Origin of the sequence: Paenibacillus lupini, assembly GCF_011761355.1 — a bacterium.
GTDB lineage: Bacteria > Bacillota > Bacilli > Paenibacillales > Paenibacillaceae > Pristimantibacillus > Pristimantibacillus lupini.
Map to the genome: position 1 here is coordinate 213,383 of NZ_JAASRW010000003.1, position 18,517 is coordinate 231,899.

Genomic DNA, 18,517 nt, shown 5'->3' on the forward strand with positions numbered 1-18,517 from the left:
CACGGCTCCGATTATCGAGGTTACAAATCTCCACAAGTCATTTGGCACAAATATCGTCCTGCGGGATGTTTCGATGCAGGTTGCACCTGGTGAGGTTGTTGTTATTATCGGACCATCAGGTTCGGGAAAGTCGACACTGCTCCGCTGCCTGAACGGGCTCGAGAAGCCGGAGAACGGTGACATCAGAATCGAAGATCGTTCCTTGATGCAGGCAGGGGTCAAAATAACGGAGATCCGTTCTCGAATGGGGATGGTGTTCCAGCAATTTAATTTATTCCCTCATCTGAATGTGCTTCGTAATATTACACTCGCACCTGTGCAGGTTCGTAAGCAAACACCAATAAAAGCAGAGGAGCTTGCGATGTCACTGCTTGGCAAGGTGGGTCTTCTTGAGAAGGCTGGCCATTATCCGGCTTCATTATCTGGCGGGCAGTCACAGCGGGTTGCGATTGCAAGGGCGCTCGCAATGGAGCCTCAGATTATGCTGTTCGATGAGCCAACGTCGGCGCTTGATCCGGAGATGGTTGGTGAGGTGCTTGCTGTTATGAAGGAGCTTGCGGCGGAGGGGATGACGATGGTCATCGTGACGCATGAGATGGGTTTTGCCCGTGAGGTTGGTCATCGGGTGTTGTTCATGGAGCAGGGAGTGATCGTCGAAGAAGGTACTCCTCAGATGCTATTTGATGATCCGAAGCAGGAGCGGACGAGGGCTTTTTTATCCAAGGTATTGTAAACGGCCTACACACGCATAAGGTGAAATCTTCGCGGATACCCTACTAATGGCAAAGGAGGGGATTGGAAGCGATGGAATCGACAAGCGAATTTGTAGCGAAGGTCCATGACACACAGGCTAAGCAGCGGAAGAATAAGAATTATGGAAAAGGCAAGCCGTCCCAAAAGCTGCAAAACGTGCAGCATACAAACAATCCATAGCAATAAGCCAAGATTCGCCCGACTATCGGTCAAATTCCGAGAGCGGGCGGATTTTATGAATACGAGCTAAGACTTATCCATGGATTGACAAAAGATAGGAGTTACGGCATCATAAACATATGAATAGTTGCTCATATATGTATAAAGTGAGGTGTCAGTCTTATGAGTCATGAGCATAGCGACGGGAAACAGCAACATACCGGTTCTGAGGCTCATACCCATTTCGAAGGGGAGCAGGCGCACAGCTGCAGCGGTCAGAATCATAGTCATAGCCACAGTCACGCGCATCACGGTCATCACGGTCATGATCATGGCCACCATGGGCATCATCATCATTTTGATATGTCTGGCAACAAAACCGGATTATTTATTGCATTAATCATTACTGCAGGTATTATGGTGTTGGAGTTTGTAGGTGGATTGGTGACAAACAGCCTAGCGCTGCTGTCAGACTCCGGACATATGCTTAGCGACGTCAGCGCATTAATCCTCAGCTTAGTTGCTGTATGGTTCGCGGCCCGTCCGGCTTCGGCGGTTCGTACGTATGGTTTTCACCGGTTTGAAATTTTAGCGGCATTATTTAATGGGGTTACCCTTGTTGTTATTTCTGTTTTTATTATATGGGAAGCAGTCGGAAGAATGTTTGACCCGCCTGATGTGGCAAGCGGTTCGATGATGCTGATTGCGGCAGTTGGCCTCCTGGCTAACCTCGCGAGTGCTTGGGCGCTCATGCGCAAAGGGGATGTCCATAACAATCTGAATGTACGAAGCGCTTATCTGCATGTGCTGGGCGATGCGCTTGGTTCAGTCGGGGCGGTTGCAGCGGGGCTTCTTATCTATTGGTTCGACTGGAATATCGCTGATCCGATTATTTCGATCGTAGTTGCTGTGCTGATTGTGAAAAGTGCATGGGGAATGCTGAAGCATACCGTCCATATCCTGATGGAGGGGACCCCGGTGAATATAGATGAGCAGGAGGTTCGTGCGGCGCTTGGTGAGCTACCAGGCGTAGTTGATGTGCATGACCTGCATATCTGGACGATTACTTCCGGACTTGATTCGTTAAGCTGCCACTTGCAGGTTGCAGACGGCACGGACTGCCAGCAGGTGCTGCAAGCAGCTATTGCGCTCATCGAAGAGCGCTTTGGCATTCAGCATTCGACGATTCAAGTCGAGAGCTCGCGTATCCGCCATATGGAGCTGCAGGTGTAGCGTTCCATACAAAAAAGCCGCCCCTTTCTCAAGGGACGGCTTTTTTTTTGCCTTGTGATTACAGATTAATGTATCGTTCGAAGATCGGACCGAAGTCCTTCACTTTATATTGCTTCTGCGCGCCTTCGAGCCAAGCGAATGCCGATTTGTTCAGCTTGTCGAACGTATCAGCTACATCGTAGTCACCTTTGTGCGCATGGCTTAATGTAGAGGAGGCAAGCTCCAGGCTTTGACGTGCAAAGCTGAGGCTGATGTCGTTCTCGTGGTTAATTTCGGCGATTTTGATCAAGGATTTGTATAAGTCCTTTACTTGCTCGATATTCTTCTTATTCACATCAATGCTGAATGGAACGGAGCCGATCGTAAATTTAATCTCGACATCAAGGTCGACTGTACCCGCTGTTTCCAGCGCTACACTGGCGATCTTGTTCGTTGCGTACGAATAACGGTGCAGCATCCGTTTCTTGCTTACGGCACTTGTTCCATCCAGATGAATGAGTGCATAGTTCGTGAAGCAGTACTCATCTGTTTTCGATTTGATTAGAAAATAAATTTTTTCCCCATCTTCGTGCATGACGTAATCGTCAGAATCTACTTTGTCATAATTCTCCGGTCGGATGACCGCTCCAATATCACTTAGGCCGAGCAGATCGGCAGCTACTTTTCCGAACAATCTTACCATTCCCTTCAATGAAATAATAGCTCACTCTACCATTATATATGCGGTCTGGGGGATTATTCTAGTTTCGATATACCTAGATCAAGATTGCTCGGCGGCTGCTTTGGATGAAGCCATTTTATCCTCCATATGCTGTCTTTTCACCAGAATAGCGGCGATGATAAGCATAAGGCCATTAATAATAAACACCCATTTGATCGGGATGATCCCGCCGAGTACACCACCAAGCACCGGTCCAAGCATCGTTGCGAACTGCGTGGAAGACTGGTTCAAGCTGAATGCCCTGCCCCGGAAGCTGGTCTCCGTCGACTTCACGATCATGGCGTTAATTGAAGGAGTTACTCCGGCAAAGAACAGACCGTACGCAAAGCGCAGAATGCCAAATTCGGTAATATGCCCGACAAAAAACTGCAGGCAGTTGCCGATCCCGCCGCCTAACAGACCGATAAAGAGTACTTTTGAAAAGCCGATCTTCGAGCCTATCTTACCCCACTGCGGAGCAGCGATAAGCGTTGCGATCCCGACAGCCGAGAACACAATCCCTGATTGTAAGGAGGCATCATCCGGATTCGCTCCGAGCTGCAGGACATAAACGGTAAGCAGTGGCTCCAGAATCATGACCGAGAACATCGCAAGCCCGGACATGACAAGCAGCGCCATAAATGCTTTGTTTTGCGTGGCATGCTTCAAGTCATCGATGACGGAAGAGCGTACGCCGGTGCGGTTGAACTTTTGCTCGGTAGCGAAGAAGGTCGCGATAAGTGCTGCCACAAGCACGATACAGCCGGAGAAAATAAAAGACTCCCGGTTACCAATGTAATGGCTGACCGTACCGCCGATGAGCGGACCCATAATGCCGCCTGTTGCGCCAGAGGTTGCCATAATGCCAAGTGCATAGCCGGATTTATCCTCCGGTGTATTAGTTGCTACCAATGCAATTGCAGCTGGCACGTAGCCGGCGAGCAGGCCTTGGAATACCCGCAGAATGAGGAACACATATGGATCATGGATAAAGAACGTAGTGAAATAAAGAGCCGCCAAGGCGAAGCCCGAACGAATGAGCATCGGCTTGCGGCCATATTTGTCTGCGAGTGATCCCCAGTATGGCGCGATAAGCGCACTGGCCAGGAACGTAATACCAAACGCGAATCCGGACCACATTTCCAAATGGCTGTCGACACCCAGATCATTATGTAAGAACAACGGAATGAACGGAATCGATACAGAATAGGCCGTGCTGCAGAAGAAAACGCCAATCCATAAGATGATCAAGTTGCGTTTCCACGAGTAAGGTTGGGTCATTTCAGTCACATCCTAAAAAGTGCGTCGTTTTCTTTTATTGTAAACCTATTTTTACAGAATCTCCATGTTGAGCGGGAAAAACGATACTTTTGTCCTTGAAATTGCTGCCACACTCTGGTGGCGGACTGTGAGTATGCCTCACTAAATAGTGAGGAATTTCGCCGTGAAAGTAGCTTGAAAACACCATTGAGCAGCCAAAAATAAGGGTAGGCTCACTGTTAGTGAGCCTAAACGTAAATATAGTGAGGCTAGGCTAACTAATCACAAGATTAGCTGTGGGAGGCTGCGAATTAGTGAGTTTCACCTCATTAATTAATGAGGTGACCTCATAAAACAAGCACCCGCGTTGGTAAGCGGAGGCTCGAGTAAGCTAGTTAGTTATCAGCGTACCTAATGCTTCAACGCCTCCAGCAGGCAGGCGTTGAATAAATCCAGTTCCTCATAGAAGATCGCATGCCCGCTATTATCGAAGCGGAGCAGGACGGAATTCGGGATAGTATCTTTCATGATGATGGCGAGCTCGAACGGGCAGATGCGGTCGTACACCCCGTGGAAGATATAAGTCGGTACCTTAATCCGCTTCAGATCTGCGAGTACATTTTCATCCCGCAGAGTGTGACCGCAGGCGGTAATGGCGCGGGGCGATTGGTCGAGCTGCACCGAATCGAACCATTGTCGGAAGGCAGCTGTCGGCTCGTTATGGAAGAACAGCTTGCCGAACTCCTGCAGCATTTGTGGACGGTCGCGATTGGCAAGTGCAATCAGCGCATCTAGACCCTCAACGAGCATACCCTGCGGGAAACCAGGCTGCTTCGTAATATAGGGAGCAGCCGCAGCGAATAGGAGCAGCTTGCTTACACCATGCCCAGCATGACGTCCCATGTAGCGGACGGCAACGGCTCCGCCCATCGAGAAAGCAGCAAGCGTAATCTCCTTGAATCCCAGTGTATCTATGATGTATCGGACATCATCCGCCATCCGGTCAAGACTATAGCTCTCCCATGGTGAGTCCGACTTGCCGAAGCCGCGCAGGTCCAGCTGAATACAACGATAGCCATACTTGGGCAGCTGATTAACTTGATATTCATACATACGGTGATCAAGCGGATAACCATGAACGAACAAGACCGGCTGTCCAACTCCCGTATCCTCTACGTAGAGACTGACCCCCGGTTCGACATCCACATAATAGTTCAATGTGACATTCTCCTTCTTCCGCCAAATTCATTCCTTGTAGTAAAGGTATGAGACAGAACGACCTGTTAGAAGAAAGAAGCACCTATCTCAATCTCGCAGCTGCATCCTCCCATACGCCACTTGCAGCACAGGCGACAGAGGGGTGTTACGTTGGATTTCGTACAACGTAACAATGGTTGTGGACGTCACATAGCCGCCTATGTTGGATTTAATACAGTGAAATAGGCTCCATTCGCCGAGTAACCAAGCTATAGGTTCGATTCTGTTGGATGGAATCCAACAGAGGGGCGGTGGAGTCACACAAAGAGCGATTATACTGGATGAAATCCAACATGCGGCGCAAGAAGGAGTCACGGTATCTATCTGTGCATGCATCCCCCATATACGTGCATGCATCCCACATGCAGCACATGCGACAGAGGGCTGCTCCGTTGGATTTCGTCCAACGGAACAACGTTTGTGGACGTCACATAGCCGCCTATGTAGGATTTAATACAGTGAAATAAGCTCCATTCGCCGAGTAACCAAGCTATAGGTCCGATTCTGTTGGATAGAATCCAACAAAGGGGCGGTGCAGTCACAGAAGGAGCGATTATACTGGATGAAATCCAACATGCGGCGCAAGAAGGAGTCACGGTATCAATCTGTGCATGCATCCCCCATATACGTGCATGCATCCCACATGCAGCACATGCGACAGAGGGCTGTTACGTTGGATTTCGTCCAACGTAACAGCGTTTGTGGACTTCACATAGCCGCCTATGTTGTATTCAATACAGTGAAATAAGCTCCATTCGCCCAGTAACCAAGCTATAGGTCCGATTCTGTTGGATGAAATCCAACAGAGGGGCGGTACAGTCACACAAGTAGCGATTATACTGGATGAAATCCAACATGCGGCGTACGGGGTGCGGCTGATAAGGAAGGCAGTGGTAGGAGCACATCCGCAGCATGCAGCGCGCAGCGCATCAAAAAAAGCTGCCCCCAGCAGCCACTTTCATGACTTCTGAGGACAGCTAGTATAGCTATTAGATTCTTGCCATATTAGCCAGACTGCTGAACGCAATCGTACGATTGCGGCCGTCGCGTTTGGCCTGATAGAGCGCTTGATCTGCGTACTTGAAAAGCTCGAATACTTCATCGCTTATATCAGGAAAGGTGGCTACGCCAAGTGACATCGTCACTCTCTCGCCGATTGGCGTAATGGCGTGAGCAATCCGTTCACGAATCCGCTCGGCCACCTGAACCGCTTCGTCTTCCGAAGCATGAGGCAGCAGCATCGTGAATTCTTCTCCGCCGAACCTGCAGCAGTAATCCTCAGGCCCTTTTTCGCTTTGCATCACATCCGCGACAAACTTTAACACTTCATCGCCCATATGATGGCCGTGCCGGTCATTTACGCTCTTGAAATGATCAAGGTCCATTAGAATGACCGAGAACGGAGTGCCTTGCTCCTTCCACAAAGTTGTAATGGCGCCCATCGTTCTGCGATTCGTCAGACCTGTCAACGCATCGGTGTTCGCCTCGGCATGAAGCTCTTCTTTCTGTTGACGCAGCTTATTGAAGGCAACCGCCACTGTATTCATCAATTGATTCGCTTCATAGTTCCAGCTAATATCAGCTGTCAGCGGCTTCAGCTTCTCATCTCCGCTGGAGAGGCGGGAGGCGTAAGTAGCCAGACGATTAAGAGGATGCGCCAGCTTACGGGACAGCCAGAAGGACAGCAAGACCAGCAACAGAACAAATGGCGCCGAGAACTTCATCATTTCTCTAACGACATTCTCCGAAATATTCACCACATGATCCTGCGGGGTTTGAGACACAATGCCCCAACCAGCAGCAGGTACAGGAGCAAAGCCAGCGAGGAAGTTCTGCCCCTGCACATTAATAACCCGCTGAGCTCCTGCTAGTCCTTTCATAAGCTTTTGAACGACAGGGTTATCGCTTACATTCTCAGAAATACGTTCCTTATTGGGATGATAGATCAAGTTGCCGGAAGAATCGACGACATAGAAGTAGGAACCGCTGGTCGTGCTTGCCTGAACCCCAAGAATATCGCGAAAAATATTCGCCTGCTGCAGGTAGATCGACCCTCCGACAAAACCCTTGTAGTTGCCGGCATGATCGAAGATCGGAGCAGTTACGAGCACAATCAATCGATTCGTTATCGCATGGAACGGCTTGGAGATATAAGGCTTCTTCAACTTAAGTGCCTCCATAGTGGCTTCCGAATCCGGTTTGCTTCCGATCAAATTCAGATTGTTTGGAGAGGTGGAGACAATCACGCCGCTCGTGTTCACGATAGTCAGAGAGTTGAAATACGGGCTTGTCCCCATAAAAAAATCAAGCTGAGACAGCACATTCTGATCGCTCAGCTCCACCTCAGAGAAGTAATCTGCCGTTACTTGAAGACTCTTTTGCATGGAAATCACAAGAGACTCCGTCGTTTTGCTCAAATTAAGCGCAGCAACACCGTTCATTTCGATTGTATTATTGAAGAGCGATTTTCGCTCGGTATTATAGCCGATAATGGTACTAATAATGATCGTAACAAGAACAGATAGGATGACAACAAATGAAATAATAGATGAAAGCTTGAATCCTCTGCGCGGCCGGATCTTGTAGGTCATATTGTAAAAATATGCTCCTTCCTAATTCTTACTAATCGATAGTGTATCATTTTTTGTCGAAAGTATCGATAATCATTCTAAAACGCAGTAAAAAGCCCATCTGCCTCCCGCATGAAGCCAAGGAGAACAGATGGGCGTTCCTTTTTATTAACCTTTTACAGCGCCAGCTACAACGCCTTTTACAATGTACTTCTGCAAGAAGATAAACACTACGATCGAAGGCAGAACAGCCATAACCATGGCGGTCATTGCATACTGCCAGTCTGATGTATATTGGCCAACGAACGTGTAAGCCGCAAGGGTCAGAGTCTTCGTATCCGGCGAGCCGTTAACCATAAGGAGCGGCAGCAGGAAGTCATTCCACATCCACATAACGTCGATGATGATGATTGTTGTCGTTACCGATTTCAGCAGCGGGAAGATCACGCTGAAGAAGAGGCGGAAGCCGGAAGCGCCGTCGATTGTTGCGCTCTCGTCAATTTCTTTCGGGATACCTTTTACAAATCCATGGTAGATGAACACGGCCAGTGGTGCGCCAAAGCCCCAGTACAGAAGGCCAAGTCCCCAAGTGCTTTCCGTAATGTGAAGATCCTTCGACAGTTGAAGAACCGTCAGCATGATAGATTGGAACGGAATCAACATTGGCAAAATGCACAGCAGGTACAATAAGCCGCTCCATCTTGTTTTCGTACGAGCAAGCTTATAAGCTGCGATCGAGGAGACGAACACAATCCCGATCAGACCAACACCTGTAATAACGAAGTTGTTCAGGAACAGCTTCGGATAGTTAATAAAGGACCATACATGCTCATAGTTGCCAAACGCCAGCTTTTTCGGCAGGGCAATAACGTCTGTCATTACCTCGCCAAAGCTCTTGAAGGAGTTGTTAATGGCAAGGAACAAAGGATACAGGAACAACAGAGACAGGAGGACCATCACAACTTCGAGTATGATGCGTCCAGCTTTCGATTGACGGTTCATTATGCCTCAACCTCCCTGCGTTTGAAGATCGTCAATTGAACAATAGTTACGATAAGAACGGCAACGAACAGGATCAGCGCTTTGGCTGTACCATAGCCGTATAGATTGTTTTGGAACGTGTCACGGTAAATGTCATAAGCGATACTGTAGGTCGTTCCGCCAGGACCGCCGCCAGTCAGCGACAGGATGACGTCGAATACTTTGATCGAGTTCGTAAGCGCCATAAAGACAGAAATCGTAATCGAAGGCGCAAGCAACGGCAGCGTAATGTTGAAGAAGCGGCGAAGCGGGCCAGCTCCGTCTACGGTAGCTGCTTCCTTCAGATCATCTGGAACCGACTGCAGACCAGCGATATAGATAACAAGGTAGAAGCCAACCGACTGCCAGATCGAGACAAGCAGGATGGAGATAAAGGCAAGTCCAGGTTCACCTAACCAGCTAAGCTTGAAGATTCCCCAGCCTGTACTAGCTCCAAGCGACTCGAAGCCTTGCATGAAGATGAACTTCCAGATAAAGCCGACGATTACAAGGCTGAGAATGTACGGGATAAAGAATGCCGCACGCAGCCAGGTTGTTGATTTGAGCTTCATGTCGAGAACCAATGCGAGCAGAATAGCAAGCACGTTCACAAGCACGATGTAGAGTACCGCGTATTTTATCGTAAACCATGCGGATTGGGTAAAGTTCGTGTCATGCAGGAAAATTTGCTTGAAGTTATCAAGTCCGATAAATTTAGGATGCTTCGAGATACCGTTCCACTTCGTCAGGGAATAACGGATCGTCATCGCGAACGGGATATAAAAGGCAATTGCGATACAAATGAGAACTGGCAGTGTGAACAAGCCAAACTCGATTTTCTCGCTCCATCTTCTCCCCATTTTCTTAAACATATGTGCACCTCTTCTCGATGTCGTCAGTTGTTACGGGTAGTCTTGGTGTGATTAGCCGACTATACATCAGTACCTTATTCGATATACTGTGTATTATAATTGGACCGCCTGACAGCCAAAATGGATATATGAAAACTGTTAGGGGTAAAAAGGTGAACGAAAGCACGAAGACAGTGGGGAGTGTTAGCAATCGCAAATTACATAGCAAAAGGGTGGACCGCATTAACCGAGCGTGTGTCCAGCCGATTAGTGAACAAGCTTATTTTGCTTTTTACGACGATCATTATTCTTGTTGTAGGATCTTTGACTTTTATCTCGTACAAAATGCTGCAGCGGGAAGCGCTGAATAACAGCATCGCAAGTACATCGAATAACCTTCTCCTGGTTAATAAAAATCTGGAGGATTACCTGCTTGGCATGGAGCAGCTGTCGCTGCCGCAAATTAATTATGATGAGCTGGCTTTTGCCATCAGCCATGCGGCAACCAACTACGCGTCCAAAATGTATATCGAGAATTACTTGCGTAATATGTACTTTTCCCGCAGCAATGAGGATCTGGAAGCCATCTATTTATATTTTGTAAGCAGCGGGACGTACTACACGATCTCCAAGGAGAACTTCGATATTAAGATTCGGTCGGGTCAGGCGGAAAATATTCCGTCGATGTCCTGGTACAAACAGGCGATGGATAATTCGAAAAATCAGGCGTATCAATCCTTCCTGATGTCGAATGCCGAACGCGGCTACGATATGGATCCAAGCCGGAGCTTTATGGCTTATCACCGGGTACTTCGCTCCATTGCGACAAGAGCGCCGCAGGCGGTTGTCTCCTTCTATTACAACAAGAGCACGATGAACAAGATAATGAAGGATGTTCCTTACAACAAGGGGCAGCATCTTTTCCTCCTTAGTCCAGATAACACTCCGTTCGTGCTGGATGATCGGTCCTTCTATGAGACGATGGAAGGCAATGGCGTGCTGAAGCAGTTGAAGGCGGGTGGCTCTAATGCTAACGCTAATAATGACGGCTTAACTTGGGAATCCCCGGAGGACAGCAAATATTTGGTCGTCTACAACGTTGGGGAGCAGGAGGGATGGAAGCTGGTGAAGCCCCTCCCCTACACGGAATTGTATGCGGCGGCCAAAGCAACACGGAACCTGAACTTCATCATCGGTTTCCTGTTCCTGCTGCTAGCCGTTGTTCTCATTACCTACTTCTCGAATGCGGTAACGAAGCCGCTTAAGCTGCTGTCGCAGCAGATGAAACGGTTCAGTACCGGTGATTTTGAAGCTTCAACGGAGGTTGTTGGGCGAGATGAATTGGCTTATCTATCCCGTCATTTTAACCAGATGGTTAGCCGGACGAACGAACTCATTACAGAACGGTACAAGATGAAGCTGGTGGAGAAAAATGCAATCTTGAAAGCTTTAGAGGCGGAGATTAATCCGCATTTCCTCTATAACGCGCTGCAGGCGATCTCAACGAAAGCGCTCAAGGCCGAGCGTTTCGATATTGCAGACATGGTGGATGCCCTTGCCCTTACGCTTCGTTATTGCATCAGCGGCAAAGATATCGTTCGCGCGAGCGAAGAGCTGCTGCATATCGAGCGGTATATGTCGCTGCAGAAAGCTCGGTTCGGCGGCAGGCTCCAGCTTGTAATGGACTGGGAGCAAGAACTGAAGGAGCTGGAGATTCCGAAGCTGTCTATTCAGACGCTGGTTGAGAATGCGATTAAGCATGGAGTAGAGATGGTATCCACTCCAGTTACGATCAAGATTAGCGCGAGCGCGGCAGGTGGATATGCTTTTATAACCGTCAGCGATAATGGCCCGGGATTTGCAGAAGGCAGGCTTGGTCAGGTGATGCAATCCTTTGATGCCGACTGGGATGAACGGGCAGAGGAAGAGGGCAGTGTAGGGCTGGTGAATTTAAATACAAGACTCAAGCTGCTGTATGGGACTAGCTCGCAGCTTGTCATAAGGACCAGTCCTTCCGGAACAGAAATGGAAATGCTAATACCGCGAGGAGGCGGGCAATATGTATAGAGTGCTGATTATAGATGATGAGGAACCCCTTCGTGAAGCCATTCGCATATTAGGCGATTGGAAGGGGCTTGGCGTAGGAGAAGTATTGGAAGCAACGGATGGACAGATGGGGCTGGAGCTCATTGCGAAGCATCAAGTGGATCTGGTCATGGTCGATATGAAAATGCCAACAATGAGCGGGGCCGAGCTGCTGCAGGCGCTGGAGCGGGACTATCCGGATCTGCCTGCTATTGTCATCAGCGGCTATAACGATTTTGAATATACGCGTCAGGCCATCCGCTCCAAGGTCGTGGATTACCTATTGAAGCCAATTAATCGCCATGACCTGAATGCTGCGCTCCGCAAGGCCGTTGATCTGCTGGAGGCGCGCCGCGTACGGGAGAGCGAGTTCATTAACCGCAATATTACCCTTAATATGTCCTTGCCGAAGCTGAAGGAGAAAATGTATTTGTCCATTATCGACCGAAGCTTCCGCAGTCAGACGAATGAAGCGTTCCTGCCGCTGATCGGAGCGGATGATCCGGAGAACCGGTTTGCGGCTGTTGTTCTTAGGATGCTTAATATGGAAAAGGTACGCTCGGCAAGGTTCCATTCGGACGTTGACCTGCTTCATTTTGCCGTGGCGAATATGCTTAATGAGATCGCAGGGGAGTACTTTCAAGCTTTCAGCTTCGCTAGCCCGCGTCAGGACCGTGAGCTCATTGTCATTCTGACGATGAAGGGCGCGTACCAGGAGGATATCGTTTATCGCTGTCTGCATCAGATGAATAAAGCGCTGGCTGCTCTGCAGGATCTTCTAGGTATTGTTGCCGTAGCGGGTATCGGGACGCCGTGCACAGGAATTATGGAAATCGCATCGTCTTATGAGACGGCTAAGGCGGCTATCAGCGGCATTGATCTGCTCAAGCTGAAAGGGTATTCCGTTACGAATACCGTTGTAAAACCATCCAAGGAGATTTCTCCAATCACGGGGCGGATTCAATTGTTCCGCGCTGCGCTTGAAGCGGGCAATTCAGCAGGGGCGAAATCCATCCTAAGCGAGGAGCTGCGGAAATGGAGCAGCGAGGGCTTTTTCACCATTGGAGAGGCGGATCAGATGATTGCGCGGTTCATCATTATGATGAACGATATGTCCCTGGAGCTTGGTGTGCCGCGGGATAAGCTGCCGATTATGGAAGAGCATCCGATTCGTTTTATGCGGTTATCTGAGGATTTCGTAAACTATGAGCAGTTCAGTAAGCTGCTGGATGATGCGCTTCACTTCTATCTGGAGCAGATTCGGATGACGCAGACGACCTTCGAGATTGGGGATATTAAAGCCTATATCGATAACCGTTATTATGAAGACATCAAAATTTCGATGTTTGCTGATAAATATTTTCTAAGCAGAGAGTACATAATGAAGCTGTTCAAACAGCAGTTCGGATGCGGCATTCATGAGTATGTGCAGAGGATCAGGATGGACAAGGCGAAGGAGCTGCTGGATGATCCAAGCCTGAAAATACAGGATATTTCCGAGCGGCTGGGCTACAAGGATAAGAACTATTTCAGCAAAGCGTTCCGGAATTACTTCTCTGTATCGCCAACGGAATATCGGGCAGCAAGCAAAGAAGGATAAAAAGTGAACAAATGCAACACTCCGCTTTTTTACCCTTAACTAGTCACTTATGTGCATTCTTATCCCGATTCGTATTCATTATGATAAACGTGTGCATAAGGTTAGCTTGATGTCGACCCTCGAACAAGATGGGATGCCAGAAACGCTGACAACTATGAGAAATGGGGGCGTTACAATGTTTAAACGAATTGCAACGGTGTCGCTCAGCCTTGCGCTGGTCGGCGGTATGCTCGCTGGATGCGGCGGCAACAACGGCAACGATACAAGTAACAACAGCGGTACAAATAATGGTGGAGCAGCTTCGGACAAGCCAGTAACGATTAACATGTTCACAGCTTCGCCGGAGTACACGGACGCGTTCAACGCATATATCGCCGAGTACAAAAAGGTAAAACCAAACGTAACAATCAACCTTGAAATCATGCAAGCCGATTACAATACAGTATTGAAATCCAAGATCGCTTCGGGCAGCACGCCTGACGTATTCCAAACAACAGCTGGCGGCGACATTGATACATTCGCTGAGTACAGTGCAGATCTGACAAGCGAACCACTTGCAGCTGCTATGACAGATGGCGTTAGAACGAACATGACTTCTTCTGACGGCAAAGTGCTGGGTCTGCCGATTAAAGGCAACCTGATGACGCTGATCTACAACAAGAAGCTTCTGACTGATGCTGGTATTGCAGAACCACCTAAGACATTAACAGAACTGAACGATGATATTGCGAAGCTCCAAGCAAAAGACATTACGCCATTCGCCAACGCTTATAAAGAGTGGTGGGTATGGAAGCACATCTTCCAACACTTCGTGAATGCAGCTGCTGAAGATGCAGGTACAACACCTAAAGAATTGGTACAACAATTCATCGATGGCAAAACAACGTTTAACGATCATCCGATTCTGAAGGATAACTTCTTCAACTTCATCGATCTGACGGTTAAGAACGGTACAGACAAACCACTTGAGCGCGACAGCAATGCTGAAGTAAGTGACTTCGCACAAGGCAAAGCGGCATTCATGACTGGTAAAGGCGCATGGGATGAAGAAGCAATTAAGAAAATCAGCCCGGATATTCAAATCGGAATCGCTGGCTACCCTGTAAGTGAAAAACCAGAGCAAGCGCTGATAGTAACAGGTGCAGACCAAGCGCTTCGCATTAACAAGGACTCTAAAGTGGCAAGAGAAGCAATTGACTTCTTCAACTGGCTGTATACTTCGGACTACGGCAAACAATGGTTCTCGAGCGTAGCTAAAGTTATCCCGCCAATCAAGGACGCTCCGCTTCCTGACCTGGATATGCCTAAAGAGATGGATGAGATCCTGAAAACGGGTAAATCCGGCGATCTGTCGGTTAACTACTCGCTTGATACGTTCCACCAGAAGTTCGGTGAGATCATGCAGGCTTACATCGGTAAGAGCAAGTCGAAAGACCAAGCAATCAGCGAAATTCAGACTGCATGGCAGCAATTCGGGTCGGCCGAATAAGCTGGACCTTTATTAAACAAAAGTGGCCGTGTTGGTGATGAACCGATACGGCCGCTTTTTGTTTTGTGGTATTGTGGCGTTGTATTTCTTCCAACGTAAGACCGCTATTCGCGGGATGCTGTAAGCTCTGTTGGATTTCATCCAACGGAATTCAGCAAAAGGGCAGGGGAGGCTGGTCAGGTTGGATTTCATCCAGTAACTTTCGCTCATAATGAGCTTGTATCGCCCAAATGAACTGATTCTGCTGGATAAAATCCAATGTAGCTATAGCTACTGGGCTGGTACGCATCATTCTGATGGATAAATTCCAATGTAGCTAGGGAGAAGGTTTCGCACTGGTGAGTACAACCTCGGGCCTACGTTGGATTTCATCCAACGTAATTCAGCACAGGGGCAACTGGAGGCAAGCTAGGTTGGATTCTATCCAGTAACTTTTGCTCTTGATGCGCTTGTATCGCCAAAATGAGCTGATTCTGCTGGATGAAATCCAATGTAGCTATAGCTACTGGGCTGGTACGCATCATTCTGATGGATAAATTCCAATGTGGCTAGGGAGAAGGTTCGAGAGGTTATCACTTCGGCTCAATTCCGCTCTAGGGAGTACAACCTCGGGCTTACGTTGGATTTCATCCAACGTAATTCAGCACAGGGGCAGCTGGAGGCGAGCTAGGTTGGATTCTATCCAGTAACTGTTGCTCATAATGAGCTGGTTTCGCCTAAATGAACTAGTCCTGTTGGATGAAATCCAATGTAGCTATAGCTACTAGGTTGGTACGCATCATTCTGATGGATAAATTCCAATGTGGCTAGGGAGAAGGTTCGAGAGGTTATCACTTCGGCTCAATTCCGCTCTAGGGAGTACAACCTCGGGTTTACGTTGGATTTCTTCCAATGTAATTCAGTACAGGGGTATGTGGAGGGAGCTAGGTTGGATTCTATCCAGTAACTGTCACTCACAATGAGCTTGTATCGCCTAAACGAGCTGATTCTGCTGGATGAAATCCAATGTAGCTATAGCTACTGGGCTGGTACGCATCATTCCGATGGATAAACTCCAATGTAGCTTGGCACCGAAGTATTAAATTTCTGTGGTTGGGTTAATTAACAACCATTTTTGCATACACGATTCTGATTTCGAACTGAGAGGCGGTAATAAGTATGATGGGGATACACGTAATAAAAGAAAATGGTCTGAATCTGGTGTTTGAGGTGCGGGAGAACGGCGATGTTTTGCTGCTTCATTTTGGCGCGCTGCCTTGGCGTGAGGAGCTGGTGTCCGATGCTGAAAAGGTTGGATACCGTCTGCTTGAGCTGCAGCTAACAGGTGAAGATCGAGCTGAATACCACGGCCGTACGCACCGTGCTTCTTATCCGGGATTGCGGATGGTATTCGTTTCATTGTTTGATGTGCGTAATGATTTGGGTCGGAAGCTAGTAGTTGGATTGAAGGACCCTGTGACTGGAGTGGCGGCAGAGTGGCATGTTCAGTTCTATGACGGCGTATCGATTGCCCGCTGTTGGACGGAACTGTGGAATAGTGGTGCTGAGGAAGTTGGCGTTGAGTATGTTTCATCGTTCGCGTTGACAGGGTTTGATAAAGAAGGCGAAGGCGACCGTGATGAGAAGCTGACGGTTACTCTTGCGCATAATGCTTGGCAAAGCGAGCTGCAGTGGCGGACTTATACACTGCCTGAGCTCGGGATGTCTCATCTCATTGATCGAGGTTCTAAGCGTGTAGCCTTCAGTAATACGGGTTCATGGTCAGGTGCCGAGCTGATTCCAATGGCTGTGTTGTCGAATACGGCATCTGGTGAGAGTTTGTTCTGGCAGATCGAGCATAATGGCTCGTGGCATTGGGAGTTTACTGATCAAGTAGATCGGCTAACGGTTCTTATCAGCGGCCCTACCGAGCATGACAATCATTGGTGGCTGAAGCTGGCGCCGGGCGAGCGTTTTGTATCTGTACCTGTTGCAGTAGGAGCGGTTGAAGGTGGGATCGAAGAGGCGGCAGAACAGCTGACTACGTATCGTCGTCGGATCCGCCGGGAGAATGATGATAACAAACTGCTGCGTGTAATTTTTAATGATTATATGAACTGTTTGTGGGGCTCGCCAACAACCGAGAAGCTGCTCCCGCTTATTGATGCCGCTGCTGACGTGGGCTGCGAATACTTCTGTATTGATGCAGGCTGGTACGCACCGGGCGAATGGTGGGATGGCGTTGGCCAGTGGCTTCCGTCGGAGGAGCGCTTCCCGGAAGGAATCAAATATGTGCTAGATTATATTCGCAGCAAAGACATGATTCCTGGACTGTGGCTGGAGCTTGAAGTGATGGGCATCAACTCACCGAAGCTGGCGGAGACCGATGACAGCTGGTTCTTTATGCGTCATGGGAAGCGGGTTAAAGATCGCAGCCGTTATCAGCTGGATTACCGTAACCCTAAGGTTATCGCGCATGCGGATGAAGTCATTCGCCGACTTGTCGAGGACTATGGCGTTGGTTACATCAAGATGGACTACAACATAAATGCAGGGATTGGCACCGAGACGGATGCAGACAGCATGGGTGATGGCCTGCTGCAGCATAACCGTGCTTATCTTGCTTGGCTCGACGGCGTGTTCGCTCGTTATCCGGAGCTGGTCATCGAAAACTGCTCAAGCGGCGGTATGCGCATGGACTATGCAATGCTGAGCCGTTACAGCATTCAGTCTACAAGTGACCAAGAGGATTACATCAAATACGCTGCAATTGCAGCTGGTTCGCCTGCCGTGCTGACACCAGAGCAAGCTGCTGTATGGTCCTATCCGCTTCGCGAAGGCGATGACGAGGAAGTCATCTTTAACATGGTTAATGCTCTGCTGCTTCGTGTTCACCAGTCCGGCCACCTAGCGGAGTTGAGTCCGCGCCGCCGCGAGCTGGTGAAAGAGGCGCTTGATTATTACAAAACGATCCGCGGCGACATCCGCGAAGCGCTGCCAGTCTGGCCGCTTGGCCTGCCGGCCCACGGCGACGACTGGATCAGCCTCGGCCTGCGCCGCGGCGACAAGCTCTATCTCGCCATATGGCGCATCGACGGCGAGTCGCCCGATCTTGCACTGCCGCTGCCGGAACTCGGCGGCAAGGTTGTATCCGTGCGCTGCGCTTACCCTGCAGCAGCAACCGATAGCAGCTGCAGCTGGGACACATCCGCAGGCGAGCTTCGCGTCACGCTGCCAAACTTGCGCACCGCGCGGCTGTTTGAGCTGACGGTTGGCTAGACGCCAACTGTAGTAAAGTAGGCCACGGGTTATCCCGGTGGCCTTTTGCTCGTTTCGCCGCGCACCTACGTTGCAAATGGAGAAGCAGATTGGAGCGTACGAGCCTAGTAATTAGCTAGTTGAAGTACCGCCGTGTGCCTACGTTGAAGATGGAGCAGCGGGTTGGAGAGTGTAATCCCAGTAATTAGTTGTTTCAAGTACCACGGCACGCCTACATTGGATTTCATACAGCAAAATTGATGCGCCGCGCCTAGTAACTGAAGCAACATTGGATATCATCCA

Annotated in this window: 13 protein-coding genes; 7 read left to right on the forward strand and 6 right to left on the reverse strand. The window is 49.0% G+C overall.

What is annotated here, in order from left to right:
- Nucleotides 1–10 precede the first annotated feature (10 nt).
- From FHS17_RS10585 to FHS17_RS10595, 3 genes are all read left to right on the forward strand, one after another.
- Nucleotides 11–733, forward strand: a complete 723-nt coding sequence (locus FHS17_RS10585; RefSeq protein WP_167278904.1) for an ATP-binding cassette domain-containing protein — start codon at nt 11–13, stop codon at nt 731–733.
- A 71-nt stretch (nt 734–804) separates the two neighbouring features.
- Nucleotides 805–933: a DUF4023 family protein gene (locus tag FHS17_RS10590; RefSeq protein ID WP_167278381.1), complete on the forward strand. Its 129-nt coding sequence runs from the start codon at nt 805–807 to the stop codon at nt 931–933.
- Between the two features lie 162 nt (nt 934–1,095).
- Entirely contained in the window at nt 1,096–2,145 is a 1,050-nt protein-coding gene (locus tag FHS17_RS10595; RefSeq protein ID WP_167278382.1) for a cation diffusion facilitator family transporter, read from the forward strand.
- Between the two features lie 58 nt (nt 2,146–2,203).
- Here FHS17_RS10595 and FHS17_RS10600 read toward each other — a convergent pair whose 3' ends face one another.
- From FHS17_RS10600 to FHS17_RS10625, 6 genes are all read right to left on the reverse strand, one after another.
- On the reverse strand, nt 2,204–2,818 hold the full coding sequence (locus FHS17_RS10600; RefSeq protein WP_167278383.1) for a PH domain-containing protein: 615 nt from the start codon (nt 2,816–2,818) through the stop codon (nt 2,204–2,206).
- A gap of 87 nt (nt 2,819–2,905) precedes the next feature.
- On the reverse strand, nt 2,906–4,126 hold the full coding sequence (locus tag FHS17_RS10605; protein WP_167278384.1) for an MFS transporter: 1,221 nt from the start codon (nt 4,124–4,126) through the stop codon (nt 2,906–2,908).
- Between the two features lie 390 nt (nt 4,127–4,516).
- Nucleotides 4,517–5,323: an alpha/beta fold hydrolase gene (locus FHS17_RS10610; RefSeq protein WP_167278385.1), complete on the reverse strand. Its 807-nt coding sequence runs from the start codon at nt 5,321–5,323 to the stop codon at nt 4,517–4,519.
- Between the two features lie 1,028 nt (nt 5,324–6,351).
- A complete protein-coding gene (locus FHS17_RS10615) occupies nt 6,352–7,953 on the reverse strand; it encodes a sensor domain-containing diguanylate cyclase (RefSeq protein WP_167278386.1) in 1,602 nt (533 codons plus the stop codon).
- Between the two features lie 147 nt (nt 7,954–8,100).
- On the reverse strand, nt 8,101–8,934 hold the full coding sequence (locus tag FHS17_RS10620) for a carbohydrate ABC transporter permease (protein ID WP_167278387.1): 834 nt from the start codon (nt 8,932–8,934) through the stop codon (nt 8,101–8,103).
- On the reverse strand, nt 8,934–9,824 hold the full coding sequence (locus FHS17_RS10625; RefSeq protein ID WP_167278388.1) for a carbohydrate ABC transporter permease: 891 nt from the start codon (nt 9,822–9,824) through the stop codon (nt 8,934–8,936). Before FHS17_RS10625 ends, FHS17_RS10620 begins: the two co-directional genes overlap by 1 nt.
- Nucleotides 9,825–10,004: 180 nt before the next feature.
- Here FHS17_RS10625 and FHS17_RS10630 point away from each other — a divergent pair, with 180 nt between their 5' ends.
- From FHS17_RS10630 to FHS17_RS10645, 4 genes are all read left to right on the forward strand, one after another.
- Nucleotides 10,005–11,870: a histidine kinase gene (locus FHS17_RS10630; protein ID WP_167278389.1), complete on the forward strand. Its 1,866-nt coding sequence runs from the start codon at nt 10,005–10,007 to the stop codon at nt 11,868–11,870.
- Nucleotides 11,863–13,488 carry a response regulator gene (locus tag FHS17_RS10635; RefSeq protein WP_167278390.1) on the forward strand — a complete coding sequence of 542 codons (1,626 nt, stop codon included), beginning with the start codon at nt 11,863–11,865 and terminating at the stop codon, nt 13,486–13,488. Before FHS17_RS10630 ends, FHS17_RS10635 begins: the two co-directional genes overlap by 8 nt.
- A gap of 175 nt (nt 13,489–13,663) precedes the next feature.
- Nucleotides 13,664–14,977, forward strand: a complete 1,314-nt coding sequence (locus FHS17_RS10640; RefSeq protein ID WP_167278391.1) for an ABC transporter substrate-binding protein — start codon at nt 13,664–13,666, stop codon at nt 14,975–14,977.
- Nucleotides 14,978–16,135: 1,158 nt separating this feature from the next.
- Nucleotides 16,136–18,235, forward strand: a complete 2,100-nt coding sequence (locus FHS17_RS10645) for a glycoside hydrolase family 36 protein (RefSeq protein ID WP_208420324.1) — start codon at nt 16,136–16,138, stop codon at nt 18,233–18,235.
- The last annotated feature ends 282 nt before the right edge of the window (nt 18,236–18,517 follow it).

What these genes read in the sequence shown, in the direction of transcription:
- FHS17_RS10590 (WP_167278381.1), top strand. Translation starts at nt 805, where the DNA reads ATGGAATCGACAAGCGAATTTGTAGCGAAGGTCCATGACACACAGGCT.
- FHS17_RS10595 (WP_167278382.1), top strand. Translation starts at nt 1,096, where the DNA reads ATGAGTCATGAGCATAGCGACGGGAAACAGCAACATACCGGTTCTGAG.
- FHS17_RS10605 (WP_167278384.1), bottom strand. Translation starts at nt 4,126, where the DNA reads ATGACCCAACCTTACTCGTGGAAACGCAACTTGATCATCTTATGGATT.
- FHS17_RS10615 (WP_167278386.1), bottom strand. Translation starts at nt 7,953, where the DNA reads ATGACCTACAAGATCCGGCCGCGCAGAGGATTCAAGCTTTCATCTATT.
- FHS17_RS10620 (WP_167278387.1), bottom strand. Translation starts at nt 8,934, where the DNA reads ATGAACCGTCAATCGAAAGCTGGACGCATCATACTCGAAGTTGTGATG.
- FHS17_RS10625 (WP_167278388.1), bottom strand. Translation starts at nt 9,824, where the DNA reads ATGTTTAAGAAAATGGGGAGAAGATGGAGCGAGAAAATCGAGTTTGGC.
- FHS17_RS10635 (WP_167278390.1), top strand. Translation starts at nt 11,863, where the DNA reads ATGTATAGAGTGCTGATTATAGATGATGAGGAACCCCTTCGTGAAGCC.
- FHS17_RS10640 (WP_167278391.1), top strand. Translation starts at nt 13,664, where the DNA reads ATGTTTAAACGAATTGCAACGGTGTCGCTCAGCCTTGCGCTGGTCGGC.
- FHS17_RS10645 (WP_208420324.1), top strand. Translation starts at nt 16,136, where the DNA reads ATGATGGGGATACACGTAATAAAAGAAAATGGTCTGAATCTGGTGTTT.